The sequence below is a fragment of the Pseudomonas atagonensis genome (assembly GCF_011369485.1).
GTDB classification, from domain to species: Bacteria; Pseudomonadota; Gammaproteobacteria; order Pseudomonadales; family Pseudomonadaceae; genus Aquipseudomonas; species Aquipseudomonas atagonensis.
This window is the reverse complement of the sequence record NZ_VXCA01000044.1, coordinates 175,102-194,844: the sequence shown is the minus strand read 5'-3', so window position 1 is coordinate 194,844 and position 19,743 is coordinate 175,102. Positions and strand designations below refer to the sequence as shown.

Here is a 19,743-nt window from a genome sequence, read left to right as displayed (position 1 = left end):
AAAGGGGACGAGGGGAAAGGGAGCCGATCTTCAAGCCTTTCAAAACTGAGTTCGGCTCGGTATTTCAGGGCGGCGTAACTCGAAAAAACAACTCGATCAGTCCCCTCTCCCTCTGGGAGAGGGTTAGGGTGAGGGCCTGACGCCCTCACCCCCACCACAAATCCCCCTGCCGCCCCCTACCGCGAAATCCCGACCGAACATCTATTCTTGATAAAGGTCAACCAAGGGAGACCCACGCAGCGGAGGGATGTTCATCGTGCACATCGCCGACCTCACCATGTTCTACGCCCCGGCCAGTGGTGGCGTGCGGACGTATCTGGATGCCAAACACCGTCGGTTGGGCGTCAGGCCCGGGATTCGTCACAGCCTGCTGATCCCCGGCGCGCATTTCGGTGAGCATGACGGCGTATACACGGTTCCCGCTCCCGCCCTGCCCTTCGGCAAGGGATACCGATTCCCCGTGCGTCTGGCGCCCTGGCGCAACGTCTTGCAGGATTTACAACCGGATCTGATCGAGGTCGGCGATCCCTACCTCACCGCGTGGGCCGCGCTGGATGCCCGGCGGCAACTGGATGTGCCGGTCATCGGCTTTTACCATTCCGACTTGCCGCTACTGGTCAGCAATCGCATGGGCCACTGGGTCACGCCGAACGTCGAGGCCTATGTCAGCAAACTCTACGGCAACTTCGACCGGGTGCTGGCGCCGAGTCAGGTGATGGCTGACAAGCTGCGCGGTCTGGGTGTGCGCAACGTCTTCGTGCAGCCGCTGGGTGTCGATCTGCAGACATTCCACCCCGACGCCCGGGATCCGGGCCTGCGCGCCGAACTGGGCATCGACGAAGACACGCGCCTGCTGGTGTTCGCCGGGCGCGGCTCGAAAGAGAAGAACCTGCCGGTGCTGCTCAAATGCATGCAGCGTTTGGGGCCGCGTTATCACCTGCTGCTGGTCGGCTCGGCGATGCCCGCCGTGGTGCCGGACAACGTCAGCGTCATCGACGAGTTCTGCAAGGCGAGCACCGTCGCGCGCCTGATGGCCAGCGCCGATGCGCTGGTGCATGCCGGTGATCAGGAAACCTTCGGCCTGGTGATCCTTGAGGCGATGGCCTGCGCGATTCCTGTGGTCGCGGTGGCGGCGGGTGCGTTCAGCGAAATCGTCAACGAACGCTGCGGCCTGCTCTGTGCGCCGGACAATCCGCAGGCGATGGCCAATGCCGTGCGTGAGTTGTTCAGTCGCGGCAGCCACGTCCTCGGCCAACAGGCGCGCCAATACGTCGAACGGCATTACGCTTGGGATGCGGTGGTCGACAGCCTGCTCGGCCACTATCACGCCGTCCTCGGCGATTCGACTCCGAGAGTGGCCAATGGCTGAAACCTGCGCGCGTCCCGCAATCCTGCTGGTGCTGCACGATGTCGCGCCCTCGACGTGGGCCGACTATCGCCCCTTCGTCGAAGCCGTCGATAGGCTGGGCAACATCCCCATGACCTGGCTGGTGGTGCCGGACTTTCATCGACACGACGCCCTCGACGCCTATCCGCAGTTTTGTCGGATACTCAGCGAACGGGTCGCTCGCGGCGATGAACTGGCCTTGCACGGTTTTTTCCACCGCGATGACAGATCACCCCCGACTACGCCCCGAGACTGGTTCATGCGCCGGGTTTACACCCACGAAGGTGAGTTTTATGAACTGCCCTTCGCCGTCGCCCTGTCGCGCCTGCGTGCCGGCATCGAGGTGTTTCGGCATCACGATTGGCCGCTGCACGGTTTCGTCGCCCCGGCATGGTTGATGAGTGACGGCACGCGTCAGGCATTGCGTGAACTGCCCTTGAGCTACACCAGCGATCCCCGACATTTTTATCACTTGCCGGACTTCACCCGTATCGACGCCCCGGGTCTGGTCTGGAGCGCACGCAGCCCCTTGCGCCGAGGCCTGTCGAAACTGCTCAGCGATCACCGCGAGCAGCGCTGGAGGCAGGCGCCGGTGCTTCGTCTAGGCTTGCACCCCGTGGACATGCGCCACGGCTTTTCCCGTGATTACTGGATGACTACCCTTGAACGACTGCTGGCAGATGGACGTACACCGATGACCAAAATCAACTGGCTGACTCAACAGCGCGGTCAAGGGGAACGCGCCGCATGAGTCGCGGCATTCTGTTATTGATCGGCCTGCTCGCGGCGGTGCTGATTCCCGTGGTGCTGGGCGGCAGCGAAACGTGGTCGCGCCTGCAGAGTTTTCCGCTGCAATGGCTGGTGATCATGTTCGGCATGATCCTGCTTTGCTGGGGCATCAACACTTTGCGGTTGCGCCTGTTATTGGGCGACCAGCGCGATCGAGTGACGCCGGTGAAAAGCCTCGGCGTGGTCATGGCCGCCGAATTCGCCTACTGCGCCACACCCGGTGGCAGTGGCGGGCCGCTGACGATCATGGCCCTGCTCGCACGCAACGGCGTACGCCCGGCCAGGGGCAGCGCGGTGTTTGCCATGGATCAGTTGAGCGACCTGTTGTTTTTCCTCTGCGCGCTGAGTGGAATCCTGATTTACGCGCTGTTCCAGCACGTGAGCGATCGCATGGAATGGCTGCTGAGCGTCAGCGCCATTTCATTGTTCGGCGGCTTGTTCAGTTGCGTGCTGGTGGCGCGTTATCACCGCGCGCTGATTCGCTTGAGCGGGCGTTTACTCGCCGCGATGAATATCAGAGGCAGCACTCGTCGGCGCTGGGCACGCAAACTTCTGCACTTTCTCGCCGCGTTCACCGACACCCTGAAGTTGCCCTGGCAGACCCTCTGCACAGTCTTCGCCCTGACCTGCGTACATTGGCTGCTGCGCTACAGCGTGCTGTATCTGGCGTTGCGCGGACTGGGCGCGGAGTTGCAGTGGGCGTGGAGTTTTCTGGTGCAGATGCTCTCGCTGGGCGCCGGGCAATTCAGCCTGTTACCGGGCGGCGCCGGCGCGGCGGAACTGACCTCGGCAGCGCTGCTGGCACCTATGGTCGGCAAATCCACTGCAGCGGCGGCAATTCTGATCTGGCGGGTGGTGACGTTCTATTTCTACTTGCTTGTCGGCGGCCCGGTGTTTGTGCTGATGCTCGGGCGGCCGTTGCTCAAGAAGCTGATGAAGGTGCGTCAGGCGTCTTAGCATCGTCCTGCTCTTCCTTGATCTGCTGCCACAACTCGGCGGCGCCGGGGAATTCGGTGCCGTCCTCGGGGCTCATTTCCTCGGGATCGTAGCGACTGAGGCAACCTTCACCCAGGGTGGCGGGCGCTTTGGAAGTGGCTTTGTCGAGTGGGTCGCTCATGGGCTTTTCCTCAGGTCTGAAACGGCGAAGAGCCTGGAGCGATTGAACGCCCAGGCCCTTCGATTTTCAAGCGTGCGAGGGTTCGATCAGAACACCACGGTCTTGTTGCCGTGCACCAGCACGCGATCTTCCAGGTGATAACGCAGACCACGGGCCAGCACCATCTTCTCGACGTCACGGCCGAAACGCACCATGTCTTCGATGCTGTCGCTGTGGCTGACACGCACCACGTCCTGCTCGATGATCGGGCCGGCGTCCAGCTCTTCGGTCACGTAGTGGCAAGTCGCGCCAATCAGTTTCACGCCGCGCAGCGACGCTTGATGGTACGGCTTGGCACCGACGAACGACGGCAGGAAGCTGTGGTGAATGTTGATGACCTTGTGTGCGTATTCGCGGCACATGTCCGGTGGCAGGATCTGCATGTAACGCGCCAGCACCACCACTTCGGCATCGTGATGCTTGACCAGACGCGACACTTCGTCGAAGGCCGGTTGCTTGTCCTGCGGATTGACCGGGACGTGGTAATAAGGAATGCCATGCCACTCGACCATGCTGCGCAGGTCGTCGTGGTTGGAAATCACGCAGGAGATTTCGCAGTCCAGCTCATCGCTGTGCCAGCGGTGCAACAAGTCGGCCAGGCAGTGGGACTCGCGGCTCGCCATCAGCACCACGCGTTTTTTCTGCTCGGTGTCGGTGATGCGCCAGTCCATCGAGAACTCTTCGGCAATCGGCGCAAACTTCTCGCGCAGCACTTCAATTCCGAACGGCAGCGAGTCGGCACGAATTTCGTGACGCATGAAGAACCAGCCGACCTGATTGTCCGAGTGATGGCTCGCTTCGGTGATCCAGCCGTTATGGGACGCCAGAAAGTTACTGACTTTGGCAACAATGCCAACGCGGTCAGGGCAAGAAATCACCAACCGAAAGGTGCGCATGAGGGGGAAACTCCAGAACTTCGCAAAGGCCGCCATTCTAGCGATTGTGTGCGCAATCTGCAGTATTGATGTCCATCCGCCGCGCAATTGCGCGATCCACGGCTTTTTGACGGTGCTTTGCGCCAGACCGATGGCGCCATAGTGGCCTTGACTGGCAGATGATTGTGAATATCGGTGAAGACTGCATCACACTATTTAACTGAACATTCAATTTATGGCTGTTTCACGTAACTAATTTAAATAAAAAGACCGGTTAAATGTTTACTTGATGAAACAGCCTGACTATTATTGCGCCACTGTCCCTGCCATTCAAAAGCCCCACACATAAGGTAGTTATCATGTCCTTGATCAACGAATATCGTGCCACCGAAGAAGCTATCAAAGAGCTGCAAGCGCGTTTGAAGAACCTGTCGCAAGACGACAAACTGCAAGCCGAGCTGGAATTCGAAGGCAAACTGCGCACCCTGATGGGCGAATATTCCAAATCCCTGCGCGACATCATCGCGCTGCTGGATCCGGAATCGAAAACCAAAGCCACTCGTGGCGGCGCAGTAAAAACTACTGGCACCAAGCGTGCCCGCAAAGTTAAACAATACAAAAACCCGCACAACGGCGAAGTCATCGAAACCAAAGGTGGCAACCACAAAACTCTGAAAGAGTGGAAAGCCAAGTGGGGCGGTGACGTGGTTGAAGGCTGGGCTACCCTGCTGGGCTAAGCCGCAACGCCTGTCACAGACCGATTCTGCGACAAAAAATAACGCCAGCATTTGCTGGCGTTTTTTATGCGCGGGATTTAATCCCGGCATGTTCGATTTCAAAGATTCAAACGTTTGCGCAATGCCTGGACATAATTCTTCCATTCATTGAGCACCTCACTCTGCATCGGCGTTGCTGTTAACGCCCATTGCCCGGCGGCCTCTGCAAAAGATTCGAGGGTATTAGGCGCCCCCCATTCCGGAGCGGACAAACGCTGCTGACAAAATACTTTCCAGCATTCTTGCTCCTCCACACTGAGCGTGTCGGGAAAGTTGCGTGCGCGATATCGAAAGAGTAATTGCGGCAAACGTTCATCATCGAACGGCCATTGTTCCTGCGCTAATTGCTCCGGATCCGCCGCTCTCACTTGCTCACATAAACGCCGGTCGCGATCACCGATAAATCCATCGTACAACTGCTGTTCGGGATCTTCGCTGGGGGTGAAATCTTCGCGGGCATAAATCGCCGCAACTTTATCTTTCCAAACTTGTTCTGCGTCACTTAGCCGCAGCGCTCGCGCCTGATACAGCGCCATGTCCAGCCCCAGGCGCTGCTGATCGTCGGCACGCAATACCGACAACGGTGCAACCACCGGGCAACGGTTGATGTGAATCAGTTTGAGCGGCACCGGCAGCTCACCCTCGGCCAACTCGTCGCGTCGGGTGTACAGGCGCTGGCGCAGGGCTTCGGCGTCGTGATCGAGCAAGCCCTGCGGATCGAGGTGCAGGTCGCAGACGATCAACGCATTGCGATTGCGCGGATGCCAGGCCAGCGGCAGCACCACACCGACAAAATGTCGCGCCGCTGAAAAGCGTCCGGAAATATGCACCAGCGGCTGCAACAGACGAATCTGATCCATGACTTTCTGTTTGCTGCGCAGTTGAAACAGCCAGTCGTAGAGTTTCGGTTGTTTTTCACGAATCAGCCGCGCCAGAGCGATGGTCGCGCGCACGTCCGACAGCGCTTCGTGGGCATTGCCATGATCGATGCCGTTGGCGGCGGTCAGGCGCTCGAGCTTGAGGGTCACCTTGCCCTCGTCGTCGGTCGGCCACTGCAGGCCATCAGGCCGCAACGCGTAAGCGGCGCGCACGACATCGATCAAATCCCAGCGACTGTTGCCGCCCTGCCATTCGCGGGCGTACGGGTCGAAGAAATTCCGGTAAAGGCTGTAACGGGTCATTTCGTCGTCGAAACGCAAGGTGTTGTAGCCCGCGCCGCACGTCCCGGGCGCGGCCAATTGGGCGTGCACCCGGGTCATGAAATCGGCTTCGCTCAAACCTTTTTCGGCGAGCTGGCTCGGGGTGATGCCGGTGATCGCGCAGGCCGCCGGGTGCGGCAGGATGTCGTCACTGGGCTGGCAGTAGAGATTGACCGGCGCATCGACTTCGTTGAGTTCAAAATCGGTGCGTATGCCCGCCACTTGCAGCGGGCGGTCGTTGCGCGGATTGATGCCGGTGGTTTCGTAGTCGTACCAGAAAATGGAAGTCACGGGCGGTTCCTGAACTGAAGATCGACGAAGTCTAGGCGTTCGACGGCGGTCGCGGCCAGCGCGGCATTATTCAGGCACAGTTCGTTTAACCGTGGGCATTACATAGTTATGTCGTTTTCCCCCGAGAGGCTGCTAGCATCGGACGCACTTGCACCCCGAACAGGCGAACATCAGGTAGCCCATGCTCGAGCACACAGCACCGCCAAGGAAAGCACCGCTGGCCCCGCCGCTGGATACGCGGCATCAGGTCGAAACGCCGGAAGGCATCGACCTGCCGTTGCGCCCGGCCGGTCTGATGGTGCGTGCAATCGCTTTCAGTATCGATCTGGGCATTCGCGGCCTGATCCTTGGCGTGCTGTTTATTGTTCTGGCGTTTCTCGGCCGGCTCGGCATGGGCTTGGGTTCCCTGCTGCTGTTTGCGGTGAGCTGGTGGTACATGGTGCTGTTCGAAGTGCTGCGTCAGGGCCGCTCGCCGGGCAAACAGTGGATGGGCCTGCGAGTGGTGCACGATGACGGCACGCCGGTCGGCTGGTCGGCCTCGCTGTTGCGTAACTTGCTGCGCTTCGTCGATCTGCTGCCGTTCGGCTACTTCCTCGGCGCGATCAGTTGCCTGCAACACCCGACCTTCAAACGCCTCGGCGACCTCGCCGCCGGCACGCTGGTGGTCTACAGCGAACGACCGCTGAGCCGCCCGCAACTGCCTGCCGCCGAGCCGCGTCATGCGCCGGTTCCTCTCACACTGATTGAACAACGCGCCCTGCTCGGGTTCGCCGAACGCCAGGCTGAATTGTCGCCGGCACGGGTCAACGAACTGGCTGCGCTGCTTGCCCAACCGCTGCACATCTCTGCGCCGAAAGCCGTCGGTGAACTCAACGGCATCGCTCGCGGCTTGTTGGGGCCGACATGAAGCAGAGCCTTTTTGAAACGCATCACAAGGCCGAATGGGAGCGCTTCGCCCTCGCGCTCGAACGCCTGGAACGCGGCAAGGAAACTTCGCAGGTGGCCGGATTCCCCAAGGCTTATCGCCGCCTCTGCCAGCACCTCGCGCTGGCGCAGGAGCGCGGTTACAGCAGTTTCCTCATCGACTCGTTGCAGCAACAAGTGCTGCGTGGTCATCAACAGCTTTACCGGCATCGCAGTCGATTGGGGGCCAACCTGTTGAGCTTCGTCCTCGCCGATTTTCCACGACTGGTGCGCAGCGAATGGCGCTTCGTTGCAGTCGCCGCCCTGTTGTTTTTCGCCAGCCTGCTCGGCGTCGCGGTGCTGGTGTATGCGTTTCCCGAGCTGATCTACAACCTGATGCCGGCCGAGCAAGTGCGTGAAATGCAGGGCATGTACGACCCGGTCGCCGGTCACCTGGGGCGCACCGCCGAACGCGCGGCCAGCGAAGACTGGGTGATGTTCGGCTACTACGTGATGCACAACATCGGCATCGCCTTTCAGACTTTCGCAAGCGGTTTGTTCATGGGCGTGGGCAGTGCGTTTTTCCTGGTCTACAACGGTTTGATCATCGGCGCGGTGGCCGGGCATCTCACCGAAATCGGTTTCGGCCAGACCTTCTGGTCATTCGTGATTGCCCACGGCGCGTTCGAATTGACGGCGATTGCCCTGGCCGGTGCGGCGGGTCTGGAGCTGGGCTGGGCGTTGATCGCGCCGGGACGCCTCACCCGCGCCGAAGCACTGAAACGTGCGGCGCGCAAAAGCGTGCTGCTGATTGCCGGGGTCATGCTGTTCCTGTTGATTGCGGCCTTCATCGAGGCTTACTGGTCGTCAAAAACCAGCGTCGCCCCGCTCACCAAATACCTGGTCGGCGCCGGTCTCTGGGGTTTGGTCGCGTGTTACTTGCTGTTCGCCGGAAGGGCACGCCATGCGCCTGAGTGACGCCACGGTGGTGATCCGCCCGCGCAGCACCTGGGAAGCCATGGACCTGGGCGTGCTCATGAGCCAGCAGCATCGGCGCTTGCTGATGACCAGCTGGGCCATCGTCACCCTGCCGCTGTTCGCCCTGCTCAGTCTGGTGTTTTGGGATTCGCCGTCGCTCGCGGTGTTTATTTTCTGGTGGTTGAAACCGGCTTACGAACGCCTGCCGCTGTACATCCTGTCCAAAGCCCTGTTCGGTGAAACACCGACGCTGAAACAGGCCTTGCGCGAATGGCCACGCCTGCTCAAACCGCAACTGCTGGCCAGTCTCACCTGGCGCCGGTTGAGCCTGAGTCGCAGTTTTCTGATGCCCGTGGTGCAACTGGAAGGCTTGAACGGAGCGGCACGGCAACAACGCCTGCAAGTGCTGTTGCATCGCAATGCCGGTGCCGCGCAATGGCTGACCGTGATCGGCGTGCATCTGGAAACGGCGCTGTGGATCGGTCTGCTGGTGTTGTTCTACCTGTTGCTGCCGCAGCAGATCGAGACGGATTGGGACTGGCAATCCTTGATCCTTGCCGCCGATCAGGACTGGCGCTGGCTGGAACACCTGACCAATGCCTTTTACGCGCTGGTGCTGGTGGTCTGGGAACCGGTCTATGTCGCCTGTGGCTTCAGCCTTTATCTGAACCGGCGCACAACGCTGGAAGCGTGGGACATCGAGCTGGTGTTCAGGCGCCTGCGCCAACGCCTGAACAGCAGCGCGCTCGCGGTGTTGCTGGCGGTGTGTCTGTTGTTGCCCGGTGTGCAACCGGTGTATGCCGCCGATGCGGCGAGCGCACCGCAGGCGCCGCGCCTGTTGCACCAGCCGCTGAGCAGCCAGGCCTCCCACGACAGCATCAAGGCATTGCTTGAACAACCACCGTTTAAAAACCAGCAGACCGTCACCCGCTATCGCTTTGGCGAAGACCCGGCAGTGCCCGCCGAAGCCGCGCAAGGCAAGGCGCCAGACTGGTTGAAAACCCTGCTCGGCTGGCTGGACGGCCAGCGCTTCAACGCCTTGGCCAAGGTGATTGAAGTGCTCTTGTGGGGCACGTTGATCGCCGCGCTGGGCTGGCTGATCTGGCGCTATCGCGAGTTTTTGCAAACCTTCGTCAGTCGGCGTCCGCGTCTGCCGACGCGTATAAAAAGCGCTTTGCCGCAACAAGCTTTTGGCCTGGAGCTGAATCGCGAAACCCTGCCCGATGACATCGCCGCCAGCGCCGAACAACTCTGGCCGACCCAGCCCCGTGCAGCGCTGGGGCTGCTCTATCGCGGCTTGCTCAGCCATTTGCTCCACGAACATGACCTGCCCCTGAAAGCCGCCGACACCGAACAACAGGTACTGGCGCGCATCGAACAATTGCAGCGCCCCGAGCTGCTGGACTACAGCTGCGACCTGACCGCGCACTGGCAGAACATGGCCTACGGGCATCGCGTGCCGGCGGTGCAGATACAACAACAGTTGTGCGATGGCTGGCGTGCGCTGTTCGGTCAGGGAGCTGCACGTTGAGCCGGCGCAGCCAGTGGCTGATCGGCGCAGTGATCGTTGCGCTGCTGGCGGCGTTATGCGCGTTTCTTTACAGCGAGGCCCGGCCCTACCAACAAGTGATCGATAACGGCCCCTCGCCTGCCGCGCAAGCCAACCCGTATCTGGCTGCCGAGATGTTTTTGCGTCAACGCGGCATCAATGTCAGCCACGCCGAGAGCCTCGCGGTGCTGCCCGACATCGATCCGCGCCGACATACACTGTTGCTGTTCGGCGACCGCGCGCACATGACCCCGCGTCAGGTCGATCAAGTCCTGAACTGGGCACGGGCCGGCGGGCGCCTGGTGTTTGTCGCGGAATCGCTGTGGGATGAGCAGTCGAAGCAGAGTAACGACTTGTTGCTCGATCGCGTGCAACTGCACCAATCCTTGAGCAAAAACCTCAAGGAACCGCCGGACGATGCCGGCGAAGACCCTTATCCGAACCTCACCAAGCTCTATCTGGAAGATGAAGACGCTCCGGCGTATGCCGGTTTCGACACCGCGTTCCATCTGGAAGACCCGCAGAATCTCGCCCAGGCCTGGGCCAACAGCGGCAAGGCCACGCACATGATGCAGCTGCCTTACAGCCTCGGTTCAATCACCGTGGTCACCGATGCCGACCTGTGGAAAAACGCCGCCATCGCTCAGCACGACAATGCCTGGCTGCTCTGGTATCTGAGTGCCGATACCGACGTCACGCTGATCTTCAACACCGAGCACGACAACCTGCTCACCCTGCTCTGGCGCCACTTCCCACAGGCCATTGTTGCCCTGCTCGCCCTGATCGCGCTCGGTTTCTGGCATTTCGGCGTACGCCATGGCCCCGTGCAGGCACCGGCAGCGAGTGGTCGCCGGCAATTGCAGGAACACCTGCGTGCCAGTGCCGATTTCATCCTCCGTCACAACGGCCAGAACGCGCTGCTGCAGGCCTTGCAACATGATGTGCTACGCCGCGCCCGTCGGCGCCATCCGGGATTCGATCAATTGAACGTTGCCGAGCAATGGCTGCTGCTGTCGCGCCTGACCCGGCAACCCACCCGCGCCATCAGCCAGGCCCTGAGCCCGCGTCCGGAGCAGCGCTTGTCCAGCGCTGAATTCTGCCGTCAGGTCGCCCACCTGCAAACCTTGAGGAACGCGTTATGATCCGACACGTGGAAAGCATCAGGTTTGACCGTGTCAGCTGTAAGGCAAATAAACTTCGAAAACTATGCCCCCGCCTTCTCGACGATGGGCAGCTATCGACCCGCCATGGGCTGTACAAATAGCGAGAGCAATGGATAACCCCAACCCGCTGCCACCTGCGCGACGACCGCGTGAAGGCTCTTGCCGCCAAAATCGTTGAAAGACTCTCTCCAGCTCACTCTCAGACAAGCCTGGGCCCCTATCGCTGAAAATGAGCTTGATACCGCCTCGTTCCGCTTTACCCTCGACCTCCAAGTCCCCAGCGGCGGAGGCGTATCGGACGTAGTTGTCCAACAAAATGTTGATCACCTGGCCAACACGATTTCGATCGCAATGGATTGGCATGGATGGGAGCTGTGCGACACAGACCTCCCTTGCAGCCGCAGCGAGATGCGGTCTGAACCAGACGATTCGCTCCTCCAGCAGACTCTTCACAGTGAATGTGGTTTTCGTAAGCGGAAGCTGACCGGCTTGTGCCAGCGACAACAGAAGAAGATCGTCGACTAAAAGGTTGAGATGTTCCAGTTGATGCAGCACCAGGCCCAGCTGTTCAGGATTGGCAGGAAACACATCATCCAGCATCCCCCTGACACGACCCATCGCGGCATTAAGCGGTGTGCGAAGCTCATGAGTGAGAACAGCGCTCGACTCTTGCACCTCTTGCTCGTACAGCTGCAAACGACGCGTCATGCTGTTGAAGTCCGAGGTGAGTTGCTGAACCTCAAGGGGCATCGTCGCGATGATCGAGAGCTTTACGTCCAGATTACCTCCCGCAACTTTCTGCGCAGCCTGGGCAATTTCGATGAACCGACTGGATAGAGGTCTAAGCAGCCAGAAACCCACCATGACGATGACTGGCAGCGACGCTAATAGAAGAAGCGCGATCGTCCACCAGTCAGTTCCGGTAATACCTGGAAGAATGTCATCGAAGTGGTAATACGTACTCATGTACGACCAAAGCTGGGCTTCATTCCCCTTTGGATTGTCGAACAGTCGTTCCAGCTCGAGCCTGGCTGCAGTCGGAATCTTCGACTGAATTTCGATATTCCACATAAAGAAGCGAAACCACATGACCAGCGACATCAGAACGACCGCGCCGCCAGCAATCAAACCCATGCGCCATCCGACCCACTGCCAAAGACTGACGTGCCTTCTCATTTCGTGCCCCTTACTGGAATCGGTAACCGATCGAGCGAACCGTCACCAGTATGCCGGCGACTCCGTGAACCTCTAGTTTGCGACGAACATTGTGGATGTGTGTGTCGACAACCCTGGACAGAGCATCGCTTTCTGGCAGGCAGCGTGCGAGCAACTCTTCTCGGGTAAATGCTTTTTGTGGTGCATTGAGCAGCACCAACAACAAGTTGAACTCAGTCGGAGTCAAGTCGATCAGAACACCCAAACCTTCGTCTTGAGAGACACCAACCATCCTGCTGCTCCGATCTAGCCACAGAGCGCCAAAGCGAAGTCTCACGTCAGTCTCGTTGTGGATCACTGTTCGGCGCAGAACCGCGTGTACCCGAGCGACCACTTCTTTGGGATTGTATGGCTTGACCACATAATCATCCGCGCCGTATCGCAAGGCACCCAGTTTTTCCGATTCATCGCCCATGGCGGTGACCATGATGACCGGGGTGTTGCTGCGTTTACGCACGATATTGAGCACTTCGGAGCCAGTCATAAATGGCAGCATCATGTCGAGGAGAATCAGGTCTGGCTTAAGCCGGTGGTGCAGCTCAACTCCCTTGAGGCCATCTTCGGCAATGGCCACGTCAAATAAGTCTCGCTTCAGGTAGGCCTCGAGAATGCTCGCACTGTCGGCGTCATCTTCAACGATCAAAATCAATTTGTTGGTCACACAGGCCTCGTGAGTATTGCTCGCCGCAACGTTGATTTGCTGCGGCAAGGTTTATCTTATTGATTCAGGTTTTGCTCCGGCGTGAACGCATCCATTCAGGCATTGTCGAGAACAGCAAATCGTACAACACCGGAATCAATCCGAGAGTGATCAATGTGCCCAAGGCCAGACCGCCAATCATCGTGATGGCCATACCCTCCCACAGCGCCCCCCCAAACAGCAGCAGCGGTACTAGACCCATGATGCAAGTCAACTTGGTCATGACAATCGGCCGCAAACGTTTTACCGCTGCGTTGACGGTCGCGGCTTTGATCGAATGACCTTCCTCGCGTTCGACCTCGATACGTTCAAGCAGAAGCACGGCATTGTTGACGATGATCCCTGCCAGAGAAAGTACACCAAAGGTTGCCATGAAACTGAAGGGATAACCTGTAATCACCAAAGCCAGACTCACACCGATCAGAGCGAAGGGAACGCTGAGCAAGATGATGGTGAGCTTGCGTATCGAGTTGAACTGCCAGATAAAGAGCAACAGCATTACAACGAATGCGTGAGGCAAATACATCAGCAACGCATTGTTTGTGTCGGCAGCATCTTCAATCTCGCCACCCAGGTCGATCCGATATCCCGCCGCAAGCTGCAATCCAGCCATTTTCGGCGCAAGCGCCTCTACAACAGATGTCGCAGTCAAAGCAGGGTTGCTCCCAGTGACCGTGATGCTGCGAACCTTGTCTCTGCGCATCATCAACACCGGCTCAAACGCTACGTCAATTCGTGCAATGCTCGACAACTGGACAGGTTTTCCCCTGCCCTCTGGATAGATCAAAGTGCTCCCGAGATCGATGACGCTGGAACTTTGCGCCACTGTTTTGAAAACCACAGGAACAGCGGTCGAGCCGTCATACACAACAGACGCCTGAACGCCACTGTTCTGAAGCCGAAGCGCTGTTGCGATGTCTTCTCGGCTGATGCCACTGAGCCGCGCTTTCTGCTGGTCCACTCTTACCACCAACCGTGAGATGCCCGGCCCCCAGTCATCCTTGATGTTCACGGTGCCTGGCAATGACCTGAGCACATCGGCGACCTGATTGGCCAGTTTGCGTAGTTCTTCAACATCCGGTCCTGAAATTCGGTAGGTTGCGACCCCTGTGTCGGTTGAACCCAACGAGAACCGTTGCGGCTGCGCTCGCATGTCGGGGTACTGTGATCGCAGATACGCCCCTACATCCTCGATGACTTCGTCCAGATCTGCATCCTTACCAACGCTCACGGTGAAGTAAGCCACTTCCGGACCGGGTTGTGGTGGATTGAGCCCCAGGACAATGCGAGGACCGCCGTCTGCGACGTAGCCGATGCTCTGAGTGATCTGCTGTTGCTTGCCCAGCCAATGGCTGATTTCCCGCACGCGCTGCAGCGTTTTCCGCGAGTCGGTGCCGGGCTCAAGGCTGAGGGGGATCTGAAACTGTTTGCGGTCAGACTTCGGAAGAAAATCGTACGGCACGTTTACGATCGTGACGGTCGCCAGCCCCAGTAACAAGACCATACTGCCAATGAAAGAGGTTTTGTGATTGAGCAATGTTCCAATGAGCGACCTGTAAGTACGGTAGAACGCTGACTCTTCGCCCGGCTCATTTGTTTTAAGTTGAGCCGGCCCCCTGGCAAACAAGTAACACAGTAGAGGCGTCACGGTCAGACTGAGAAGCCAGGACCCCAACAGGTTCAATGCCAGCACGATGGCCAGGGACTGGAGATACTCGTTAGTACTTGTCGTGCCCAGGAAGAACGGCGAAAAAGCCAACACGATTACAAGTGAAGAAGTCAGCAAAGGAAGCGCGAGCGTGCTCCCGGCCGCCTCGCACGCCTGACGCCGGTCTTCGCCAGCATGCAGGCGACGTTCGATGTCTTCAGCGATCACGATACCGTTGTCCACCAGCAACCCCAGTGCCAGGATAATCGCGGCAATCGATACAGTCTGAAGCTGCACACCCAGGAAGCTCATAGCAATCAGCGTTGCAAAAATCGTCAGCGGTACAATCGCGCCGACCACCATTCCGGAACGCCAGCCAAGGAACAGAACCACCACTGCCATGACGGCGACGATGGTTTCCAGCAGCACGTGATTCATGCGACTCATGGCGTCGTGAACGACATCGGCCTGAAATGTGATTTCATGCAGAGCGAATCCGGCAGGCAGACTTTTTTCAAGCTCCGCCAGTCGCTCTCGAAGCGAGGCACCAAAAGCTTCGATGTTCTTGCCAGATGCCATCGAAATGGCCAAGACGATGGCATCTTGCCCTTGGAAAATGGCTGCGCTGTCCGGTGAGTCTTTAGGGCCGGAATGAATGTTGGCCACTTCTCCCAGCGCGATTGTTCCGCCACTGGGCAAAGACACCTGGAGTTCACTGATGTCGTCCCTCCCTTGCAGCGTGCCCGTGATCTGAATGGAGACATTCTGGCCGCCTACGATCGAGACACCCGCCGCAACCACCGCATTGCGCTTGCGCAGCTGATCGGCAATCTGTCCAGGAGATACGCCGAGTTGGGAGAGGCGTTGATTATTGAGCTCGATGTAGACCTGCTCCGCAGGCAAGCCAATTATCGACACGCGATCAACGCCATCAAGACTTCGCAGTTGATTGCTCAACGCTTCAATAGGTTGGCGCATTTCTTGGGTAGTAAACCCGGAGGCCGTAACAGCAATGGTGGCTACCGCCACATTGCCGTATTCATCGTCAACCACCGGCGCATCCGCTCCTGCGGGAAAATCAGAAGCAGTTTCGCTAACCTTGTTGCGTACCCGCTGCCAGACCGCAGGGAGGTTATCCACGCTGTCATAAGCAGTGATCTGGGTGTAGACCTTGCCCGACCGAATGGTTGACTGGATTGTCTTGATCTCTGGTAACTCACGCAGCTTCGTTTCCAGAGGAATCGCGAGCAAACGCTCCGTCTGGTCAACGCTCAACCCGTCCATAGAGGCCATGACCATGGCTTCACGGACAGTGATTGACGGTTCTTCCTGCGACGAAAAATTGAGAAAGCTCAGGATGCCGCTCACAAGAATCATGACTGCAACGGCGAACGTCAGACGGCTCGACGCAATGGCGCTTCGTGTAAGGTTCATGGATCACTCGGCACCGCTACTGACGATCGGTTTGAACAATGTGACGACTTGGCTATCCGTGAGAAACGCAGCGCCTGCAACTACCACCTGTTCACCTTGAGCAAGACCTGCACGGACAATCAGGCGAGAACCCTCGATACCGGCCAGTTCAACTTCGCGACGCTTGACTTGAGCAGTTTCGGCGTCGTACACGAAGACCTCGGCGCCGTCCTCTTCGGAAGAAAACCGGAAGGCCTGCTGAGGCAGTGTCACCACCGGGGTTTCGCTGGCGGCAAGCTGTATGGATACTGTGGTTCCGTCGACCAGACGCGTTTGTTGCTGCGAAAGGATTTCAAATTCAGCCTCCTGAATCACGCCCCCCCTGGCCTCAGGAGAAATACTGTGCACTTTCAGTTTGAGCGTTGCACCGGGCTGACGGTCCTCGACACCTGGCACCTCACTTCCCACGGCCAGGCGCGTGGCATGATCGACGGGAATTTCAGCGACAACATTCTGTTGCCCGGTAGAAATCATCTGGATAACGGATTGGCCGGGAGAAACCCGGGTGTGTGGCTCATACGCATGAGACACCACACGGCCATCGAAGGGGGCAGTCAAGCGAGTCAACGCGTATTCGCGTTGAGCCTGTTTCACGGCAGAATCCTCAATATCTCGCGCAGCCAGTGCCGATTGATAACCGGCTTCGGCCTGCTCGACATCTTTTCTGGGCACCGAGCCGTCTTCCAACAAACGCTTATTGCTCTCAAGCAGTTGTCGCATTTGTAGCACGAGCGCCTTTTGCGCCCGGAGCCTGGCTTTGGCTTGAATCAGCTTGAGTTCGGCAGGCTCGCGATCCAATTGCGCCAGTACTGCGCCTTTACGTACTTCCTGACCGGGTCTGACAAAAAGCTGATCAAGTGCCCCGCCGACTTCAAAGGAGAGATCCGCCCGCTTTGGAGCGCGCACTGTACCTATCACTTGCAAGCCTGTTGGCGGTAGCAAGGTGACAGTTTCAACTTTTACCGGGCGCAGAACCTCAGGACGTGGTTGATCCTCACGCGTGCATGCACTGAGGGCAAAAGTAGCCAGCAGGATGACTGGCGCGAACCGGCGGCTGCCGCTTCCAAACAACTGAAAAATCATGCTGACTACCACCTCAGAATATGTAGTTCACACCGACGTAGCTCGTAGCAGTCGTATCGTCGCTAACGATCGGACTGTTCTTGACCTGGTCTGTGTAGTGGACAAGTTCAATACCGGCGGTGGTCGACCAGTGTTCATCAAACACATGGAGCCAGGACAGTTCAGTGGAATAGGCGTAGACACCCTCATCAGCCTTGTAGGACGCGAAGCGAGAGGTCGCGCTTTGAGCCTGCGTTACGCCGAAGTACGTTTGGTTAAATTGGCCGCTGCCTGCATGGCCATCAACGCTCCAGGTAACCTTGTCGTGATCACTGTCGAGGAAGGTGCTCTCAAACCCAAAGGAGTACCGGTCACCACGCTTTTCTCCTGCAACGCGAAGTTCGGCTTGCGCGTTAAGTGACAACCAAGAGGTGATTTGCTGGGAGGCATTCAGGTTCAGCACGGTAGCGCCACGAACCTCCCCCATCCCTTTGAGTTCCTCTGAACCATGGCGATAACTGCTGTCGCCGTCAGCTCGACCGTAGTCGTAACCCACCGAAGCGCTGGTACTGAAACCGGAGTTCGATTGCCACTGCACTCCCAATCCGTCGACCGAATCGAGAAAGAAAACTCCCCGTTCTACACGCAGCATGGGCTGAACGGCCGATGTGTAGTTTTTCGAGCCCATGTAACGCGGTGTGTAACTGGCACCCAGGCCAAAAGACACATCTGTGGTGTCGCCCCAGATGCTGGTTTGCTCCTCTGCTTGAGCGTGAACAGCGAAAAGCACGCCATTGAGTACCAGGGTCGTGATCAAACCTTTGCCAAGTCCATTATTTATGAAGTTCACAGGGTGTTCCTTTTGGGATTAAGAAGGGATGGCTGATGCGTCGGCGCCGTAAAGCACCCGATAAAGTGACAGGAGGTTCAACTGGATGGCCAGTTGGGTATCAATCAGCGCCCGCCCGGTCTCAATGGTCTGAATCTGTGCCGTTAACTCATCGAGCTTGCTGGCATCACCAAGTGCTGCTTGAGCCTTTCGGATATCGAGTTGATCCAGCGCGAGATCATTGAGTGCCGACTGGCTGCGAATGCGGTGCATGAGCGCATCACGCTCAGCGAATCCATCCACCATGTCTCTGAAGGCGTTCTGGACGACCTTTTCGTAGTTGGCTACGCCAATGTCCTTACGAGCCAAGGCGACATCAAGGTTCGCCTGGATACGACCACCATCAAATAGAGGAATATTGATTTGCGGAACAAAGAGCCAAGTGCCAGTGCCGCCTGAAAACAGGTCGTGCAGATGTTCACTGGCGACACCTGCAGACGTGCTCAAACTTATTGACGGGAAAAAGGCAGCTCTGGCCGCGCCGATCGAAGCATTGTTCGCTTTGAGCTGCTCCTCCGCTGCATGCACGTCAAATCGCTCGAGCAACTTTGTTGAGTCGAGGTTGGTTAACCAGGTCGCCTCGCCCTCACCCTGATCCCGCGCATCAAGTACAACGCTATTGATTTTGACCGGTGATTTGTAACCCGTGACCCACTCTAGTGCGTTGCGCGCAGTCGCGAGCTGAAGGGTCGCTTCGCGGGATTGTTGTTGCGCCTGAGCACGAAGTCTCATGACCGCCGCAAGCGCTTCCCTCGAGAGCGCGCCTGAGTCGACTTGACGTTTGGCGAGGTCTGCCTGCTCCTTGCGGTGTTCTAACAACGCATCAGTATTTTCTTGACGGGCAGCCTCCGCGCGCATCAACAAAAATCGCTGTGCCACCTCTGAAATCAGCGCCTTGCGCGCCGCTCGCTGACCTGACTCAGTCGCCAGATACTGATGCTGTGCTGCTTTAGAAAGAGCTTTGATCCGCTCAAAAAAATCGATTTCAAAATCATTGATACCGACCGACGCGATGCTGGAGCGCTGCCCGAACTTATCGTCAAGCGAGCGATCATTGAACGCTTGACGCTCAAGCGTGCCGGTAGCCTGAATCGCCGGCAGCCGGCTGGCGTTTGCAATACCATATTCAGCACGTGCCTGCTCCACTCGCAGCGTTGCGACTCGATAGTCGCGGTTGTACTCAAGCGCCTGCACAGTCAGATGCTTGAGCTGGCCGGAGCGATCCAGGCTATCCAGAAGTTCTGTCTCCTCTTCGGACAGCAACGTAAGAGAGGAAACGCTTGCTTGCCCGCGCGCAGTGGCGGCCGTCAGCATTTGGAGCGGAAGTTCAGGCCGCTCATATCGAGGAACGAGAGAACATCCGGCAAGCGTTGCCATTGCAATCCCAAGTGCAGCAACCCGAATCCATGGAAAACGGTGTGGTTCAGAGCGATTAAAAGGCATTAGATCTCAACGTCCGAAATAGGCGAACGAGGTGATCCTAAAAGCTCTTCATCAAGACAGATTTCAGGATTTTTCAAGATTTGATCAAGACGAAAAATCAGTTGGTGTGATCAACGTGATATGAGAGGAAGCCTCCGTTGCCAGAAGTCGACGTGAGAATGCCAACCGAGGCCGGCATGGAATAACTTGCACATCTATGGAGCGCAGAAATGAGGAGTGCGATGGCATTGCAATGATGTAAGTTGGC

Annotated in this window: 17 protein-coding genes; 8 read left to right on the top strand and 9 right to left on the bottom strand. The window is 58.1% G+C overall.

Annotation, left to right across the window (positions count from 1 at the left end; translation table 11 throughout):
- Positions 1–247 precede the first annotated feature (247 nt).
- Genes gpgS through gpgF form a run of 3 tightly spaced genes read left to right on the top strand, consistent with a single transcriptional unit; the run spans position 248 to position 3,133 of the window.
- Positions 248–1,369 (top strand): N-acetylglucosaminyl phosphatidylglycerol synthase, encoded by a 1,122-nt coding sequence (gene gpgS / locus F2P67_RS26460; protein ID WP_178120961.1) that lies wholly within the window; start codon positions 248–250, stop codon positions 1,367–1,369.
- On the top strand, positions 1,362–2,138 hold the full coding sequence (gene gpgD / locus F2P67_RS26455) for an N-acetylglucosaminyl phosphatidylglycerol deacetylase (RefSeq protein WP_166225895.1): 777 nt from the start codon (positions 1,362–1,364) through the stop codon (positions 2,136–2,138). Before gpgS ends, gpgD begins: the two co-directional genes overlap by 8 nt.
- Positions 2,135–3,133: a glucosaminyl phosphatidylglycerol flippase gene (gene gpgF / locus F2P67_RS26450; protein WP_166225892.1), complete on the top strand. Its 999-nt coding sequence runs from the start codon at positions 2,135–2,137 to the stop codon at positions 3,131–3,133. Before gpgD ends, gpgF begins: the two co-directional genes overlap by 4 nt.
- On the opposite strand, the gene F2P67_RS26445 is transcribed toward gpgF, so the two are convergent.
- Complete coding sequence (locus F2P67_RS26445; protein ID WP_166225889.1) at positions 3,099–3,293, bottom strand: hypothetical protein; 195 nt, start codon at positions 3,291–3,293, stop codon at positions 3,099–3,101. The genes gpgF and F2P67_RS26445 overlap by 35 nt on opposite strands.
- Positions 3,294–3,379: 86 nt before the next feature.
- Positions 3,380–4,228: a formyltetrahydrofolate deformylase gene (gene purU / locus F2P67_RS26440; protein WP_166225886.1), complete on the bottom strand. Its 849-nt coding sequence runs from the start codon at positions 4,226–4,228 to the stop codon at positions 3,380–3,382.
- 338 nt (positions 4,229–4,566) lie between these two features.
- Between purU and mvaT the strand changes: the two genes are divergently transcribed.
- A complete protein-coding gene (gene mvaT, locus F2P67_RS26435) occupies positions 4,567–4,944 on the top strand; it encodes a histone-like nucleoid-structuring protein MvaT (protein ID WP_108591331.1) in 378 nt (125 codons plus the stop codon).
- Between the two features lie 98 nt (positions 4,945–5,042).
- Here the strand turns inward: mvaT and sbcB are convergent, their stop codons facing one another.
- A complete protein-coding gene (sbcB, locus tag F2P67_RS26430; RefSeq protein ID WP_166225883.1) occupies positions 5,043–6,473 on the bottom strand; it encodes an exodeoxyribonuclease I in 1,431 nt (476 codons plus the stop codon).
- 181 nt (positions 6,474–6,654) lie between these two features.
- Between sbcB and F2P67_RS26425 the strand changes: the two genes are divergently transcribed.
- The 4 genes from F2P67_RS26425 to F2P67_RS26410 are packed head-to-tail and all read left to right on the top strand — an operon-like array spanning position 6,655 to position 11,045.
- Complete coding sequence (locus F2P67_RS26425; RefSeq protein WP_166225880.1) at positions 6,655–7,380, top strand: RDD family protein; 726 nt, start codon at positions 6,655–6,657, stop codon at positions 7,378–7,380.
- A complete protein-coding gene (locus F2P67_RS26420) occupies positions 7,377–8,354 on the top strand; it encodes a stage II sporulation protein M (RefSeq protein ID WP_166225877.1) in 978 nt (325 codons plus the stop codon). The genes F2P67_RS26425 and F2P67_RS26420 overlap by 4 nt, the downstream gene beginning before the upstream one ends.
- Complete coding sequence (locus tag F2P67_RS26415) at positions 8,341–9,885, top strand: DUF4129 domain-containing protein (RefSeq protein ID WP_166225874.1); 1,545 nt, start codon at positions 8,341–8,343, stop codon at positions 9,883–9,885. Before F2P67_RS26420 ends, F2P67_RS26415 begins: the two co-directional genes overlap by 14 nt.
- Complete coding sequence (locus F2P67_RS26410) at positions 9,882–11,045, top strand: DUF4350 domain-containing protein (protein WP_166225871.1); 1,164 nt, start codon at positions 9,882–9,884, stop codon at positions 11,043–11,045. Before F2P67_RS26415 ends, F2P67_RS26410 begins: the two co-directional genes overlap by 4 nt.
- Positions 11,046–11,078: 33 nt before the next feature.
- On the opposite strand, the gene F2P67_RS26405 is transcribed toward F2P67_RS26410, so the two are convergent.
- The 6 genes from F2P67_RS26405 to F2P67_RS26380 form a co-directional block, all read right to left on the bottom strand.
- Positions 11,079–12,200: a sensor histidine kinase gene (locus F2P67_RS26405; RefSeq protein WP_246226562.1), complete on the bottom strand. Its 1,122-nt coding sequence runs from the start codon at positions 12,198–12,200 to the stop codon at positions 11,079–11,081.
- 52 nt (positions 12,201–12,252) lie between these two features.
- The gene (locus tag F2P67_RS26400) at positions 12,253–12,942 is read right to left on the bottom strand and encodes a response regulator (RefSeq protein ID WP_166225913.1); all 690 of its coding nucleotides are present in this window, start codon (positions 12,940–12,942) and stop codon (positions 12,253–12,255) included.
- 64 nt (positions 12,943–13,006) lie between these two features.
- Positions 13,007–16,063: an efflux RND transporter permease subunit gene (locus F2P67_RS26395; protein WP_166225865.1), complete on the bottom strand. Its 3,057-nt coding sequence runs from the start codon at positions 16,061–16,063 to the stop codon at positions 13,007–13,009.
- A gap of 3 nt (positions 16,064–16,066) precedes the next feature.
- Complete coding sequence (locus F2P67_RS26390) at positions 16,067–17,185, bottom strand: efflux RND transporter periplasmic adaptor subunit (protein WP_166225862.1); 1,119 nt, start codon at positions 17,183–17,185, stop codon at positions 16,067–16,069.
- Between the two features lie 13 nt (positions 17,186–17,198).
- Positions 17,199–18,014 (bottom strand): MipA/OmpV family protein, encoded by an 816-nt coding sequence (locus F2P67_RS26385; RefSeq protein WP_343045184.1) that lies wholly within the window; start codon positions 18,012–18,014, stop codon positions 17,199–17,201.
- An 18-nt stretch (positions 18,015–18,032) separates the two neighbouring features.
- Entirely contained in the window at positions 18,033–19,496 is a 1,464-nt protein-coding gene (locus tag F2P67_RS26380; RefSeq protein ID WP_166225859.1) for an efflux transporter outer membrane subunit, read from the bottom strand.
- Positions 19,497–19,743 lie beyond the last annotated feature (247 nt).

Excerpts from the sequence above, each read along its gene's own strand:
- F2P67_RS26390 (WP_166225862.1), bottom strand. The coding sequence starts at position 17,185 with ATGATTTTTCAGTTGTTTGGAAGCGGCAGCCGCCGGTTCGCGCCAGTC.
- gpgD (WP_166225895.1), top strand. The coding sequence starts at position 1,362 with ATGGCTGAAACCTGCGCGCGTCCCGCAATCCTGCTGGTGCTGCACGAT.
- F2P67_RS26395 (WP_166225865.1), bottom strand. The coding sequence starts at position 16,063 with ATGAACCTTACACGAAGCGCCATTGCGTCGAGCCGTCTGACGTTCGCC.
- F2P67_RS26405 (WP_246226562.1), bottom strand. The coding sequence starts at position 12,200 with ATGGGTTTGATTGCTGGCGGCGCGGTCGTTCTGATGTCGCTGGTCATG.
- F2P67_RS26445 (WP_166225889.1), bottom strand. The coding sequence starts at position 3,293 with ATGAGCGACCCACTCGACAAAGCCACTTCCAAAGCGCCCGCCACCCTG.
- gpgS (WP_178120961.1), top strand. The coding sequence starts at position 248 with ATGTTCATCGTGCACATCGCCGACCTCACCATGTTCTACGCCCCGGCC.
- F2P67_RS26425 (WP_166225880.1), top strand. The coding sequence starts at position 6,655 with ATGCTCGAGCACACAGCACCGCCAAGGAAAGCACCGCTGGCCCCGCCG.
- F2P67_RS26380 (WP_166225859.1), bottom strand. The coding sequence starts at position 19,496 with ATGCCTTTTAATCGCTCTGAACCACACCGTTTTCCATGGATTCGGGTT.
- mvaT (WP_108591331.1), top strand. The coding sequence starts at position 4,567 with ATGTCCTTGATCAACGAATATCGTGCCACCGAAGAAGCTATCAAAGAG.
- F2P67_RS26420 (WP_166225877.1), top strand. The coding sequence starts at position 7,377 with ATGAAGCAGAGCCTTTTTGAAACGCATCACAAGGCCGAATGGGAGCGC.
- purU (WP_166225886.1), bottom strand. The coding sequence starts at position 4,228 with ATGCGCACCTTTCGGTTGGTGATTTCTTGCCCTGACCGCGTTGGCATT.
- F2P67_RS26415 (WP_166225874.1), top strand. The coding sequence starts at position 8,341 with ATGCGCCTGAGTGACGCCACGGTGGTGATCCGCCCGCGCAGCACCTGG.
- gpgF (WP_166225892.1), top strand. The coding sequence starts at position 2,135 with ATGAGTCGCGGCATTCTGTTATTGATCGGCCTGCTCGCGGCGGTGCTG.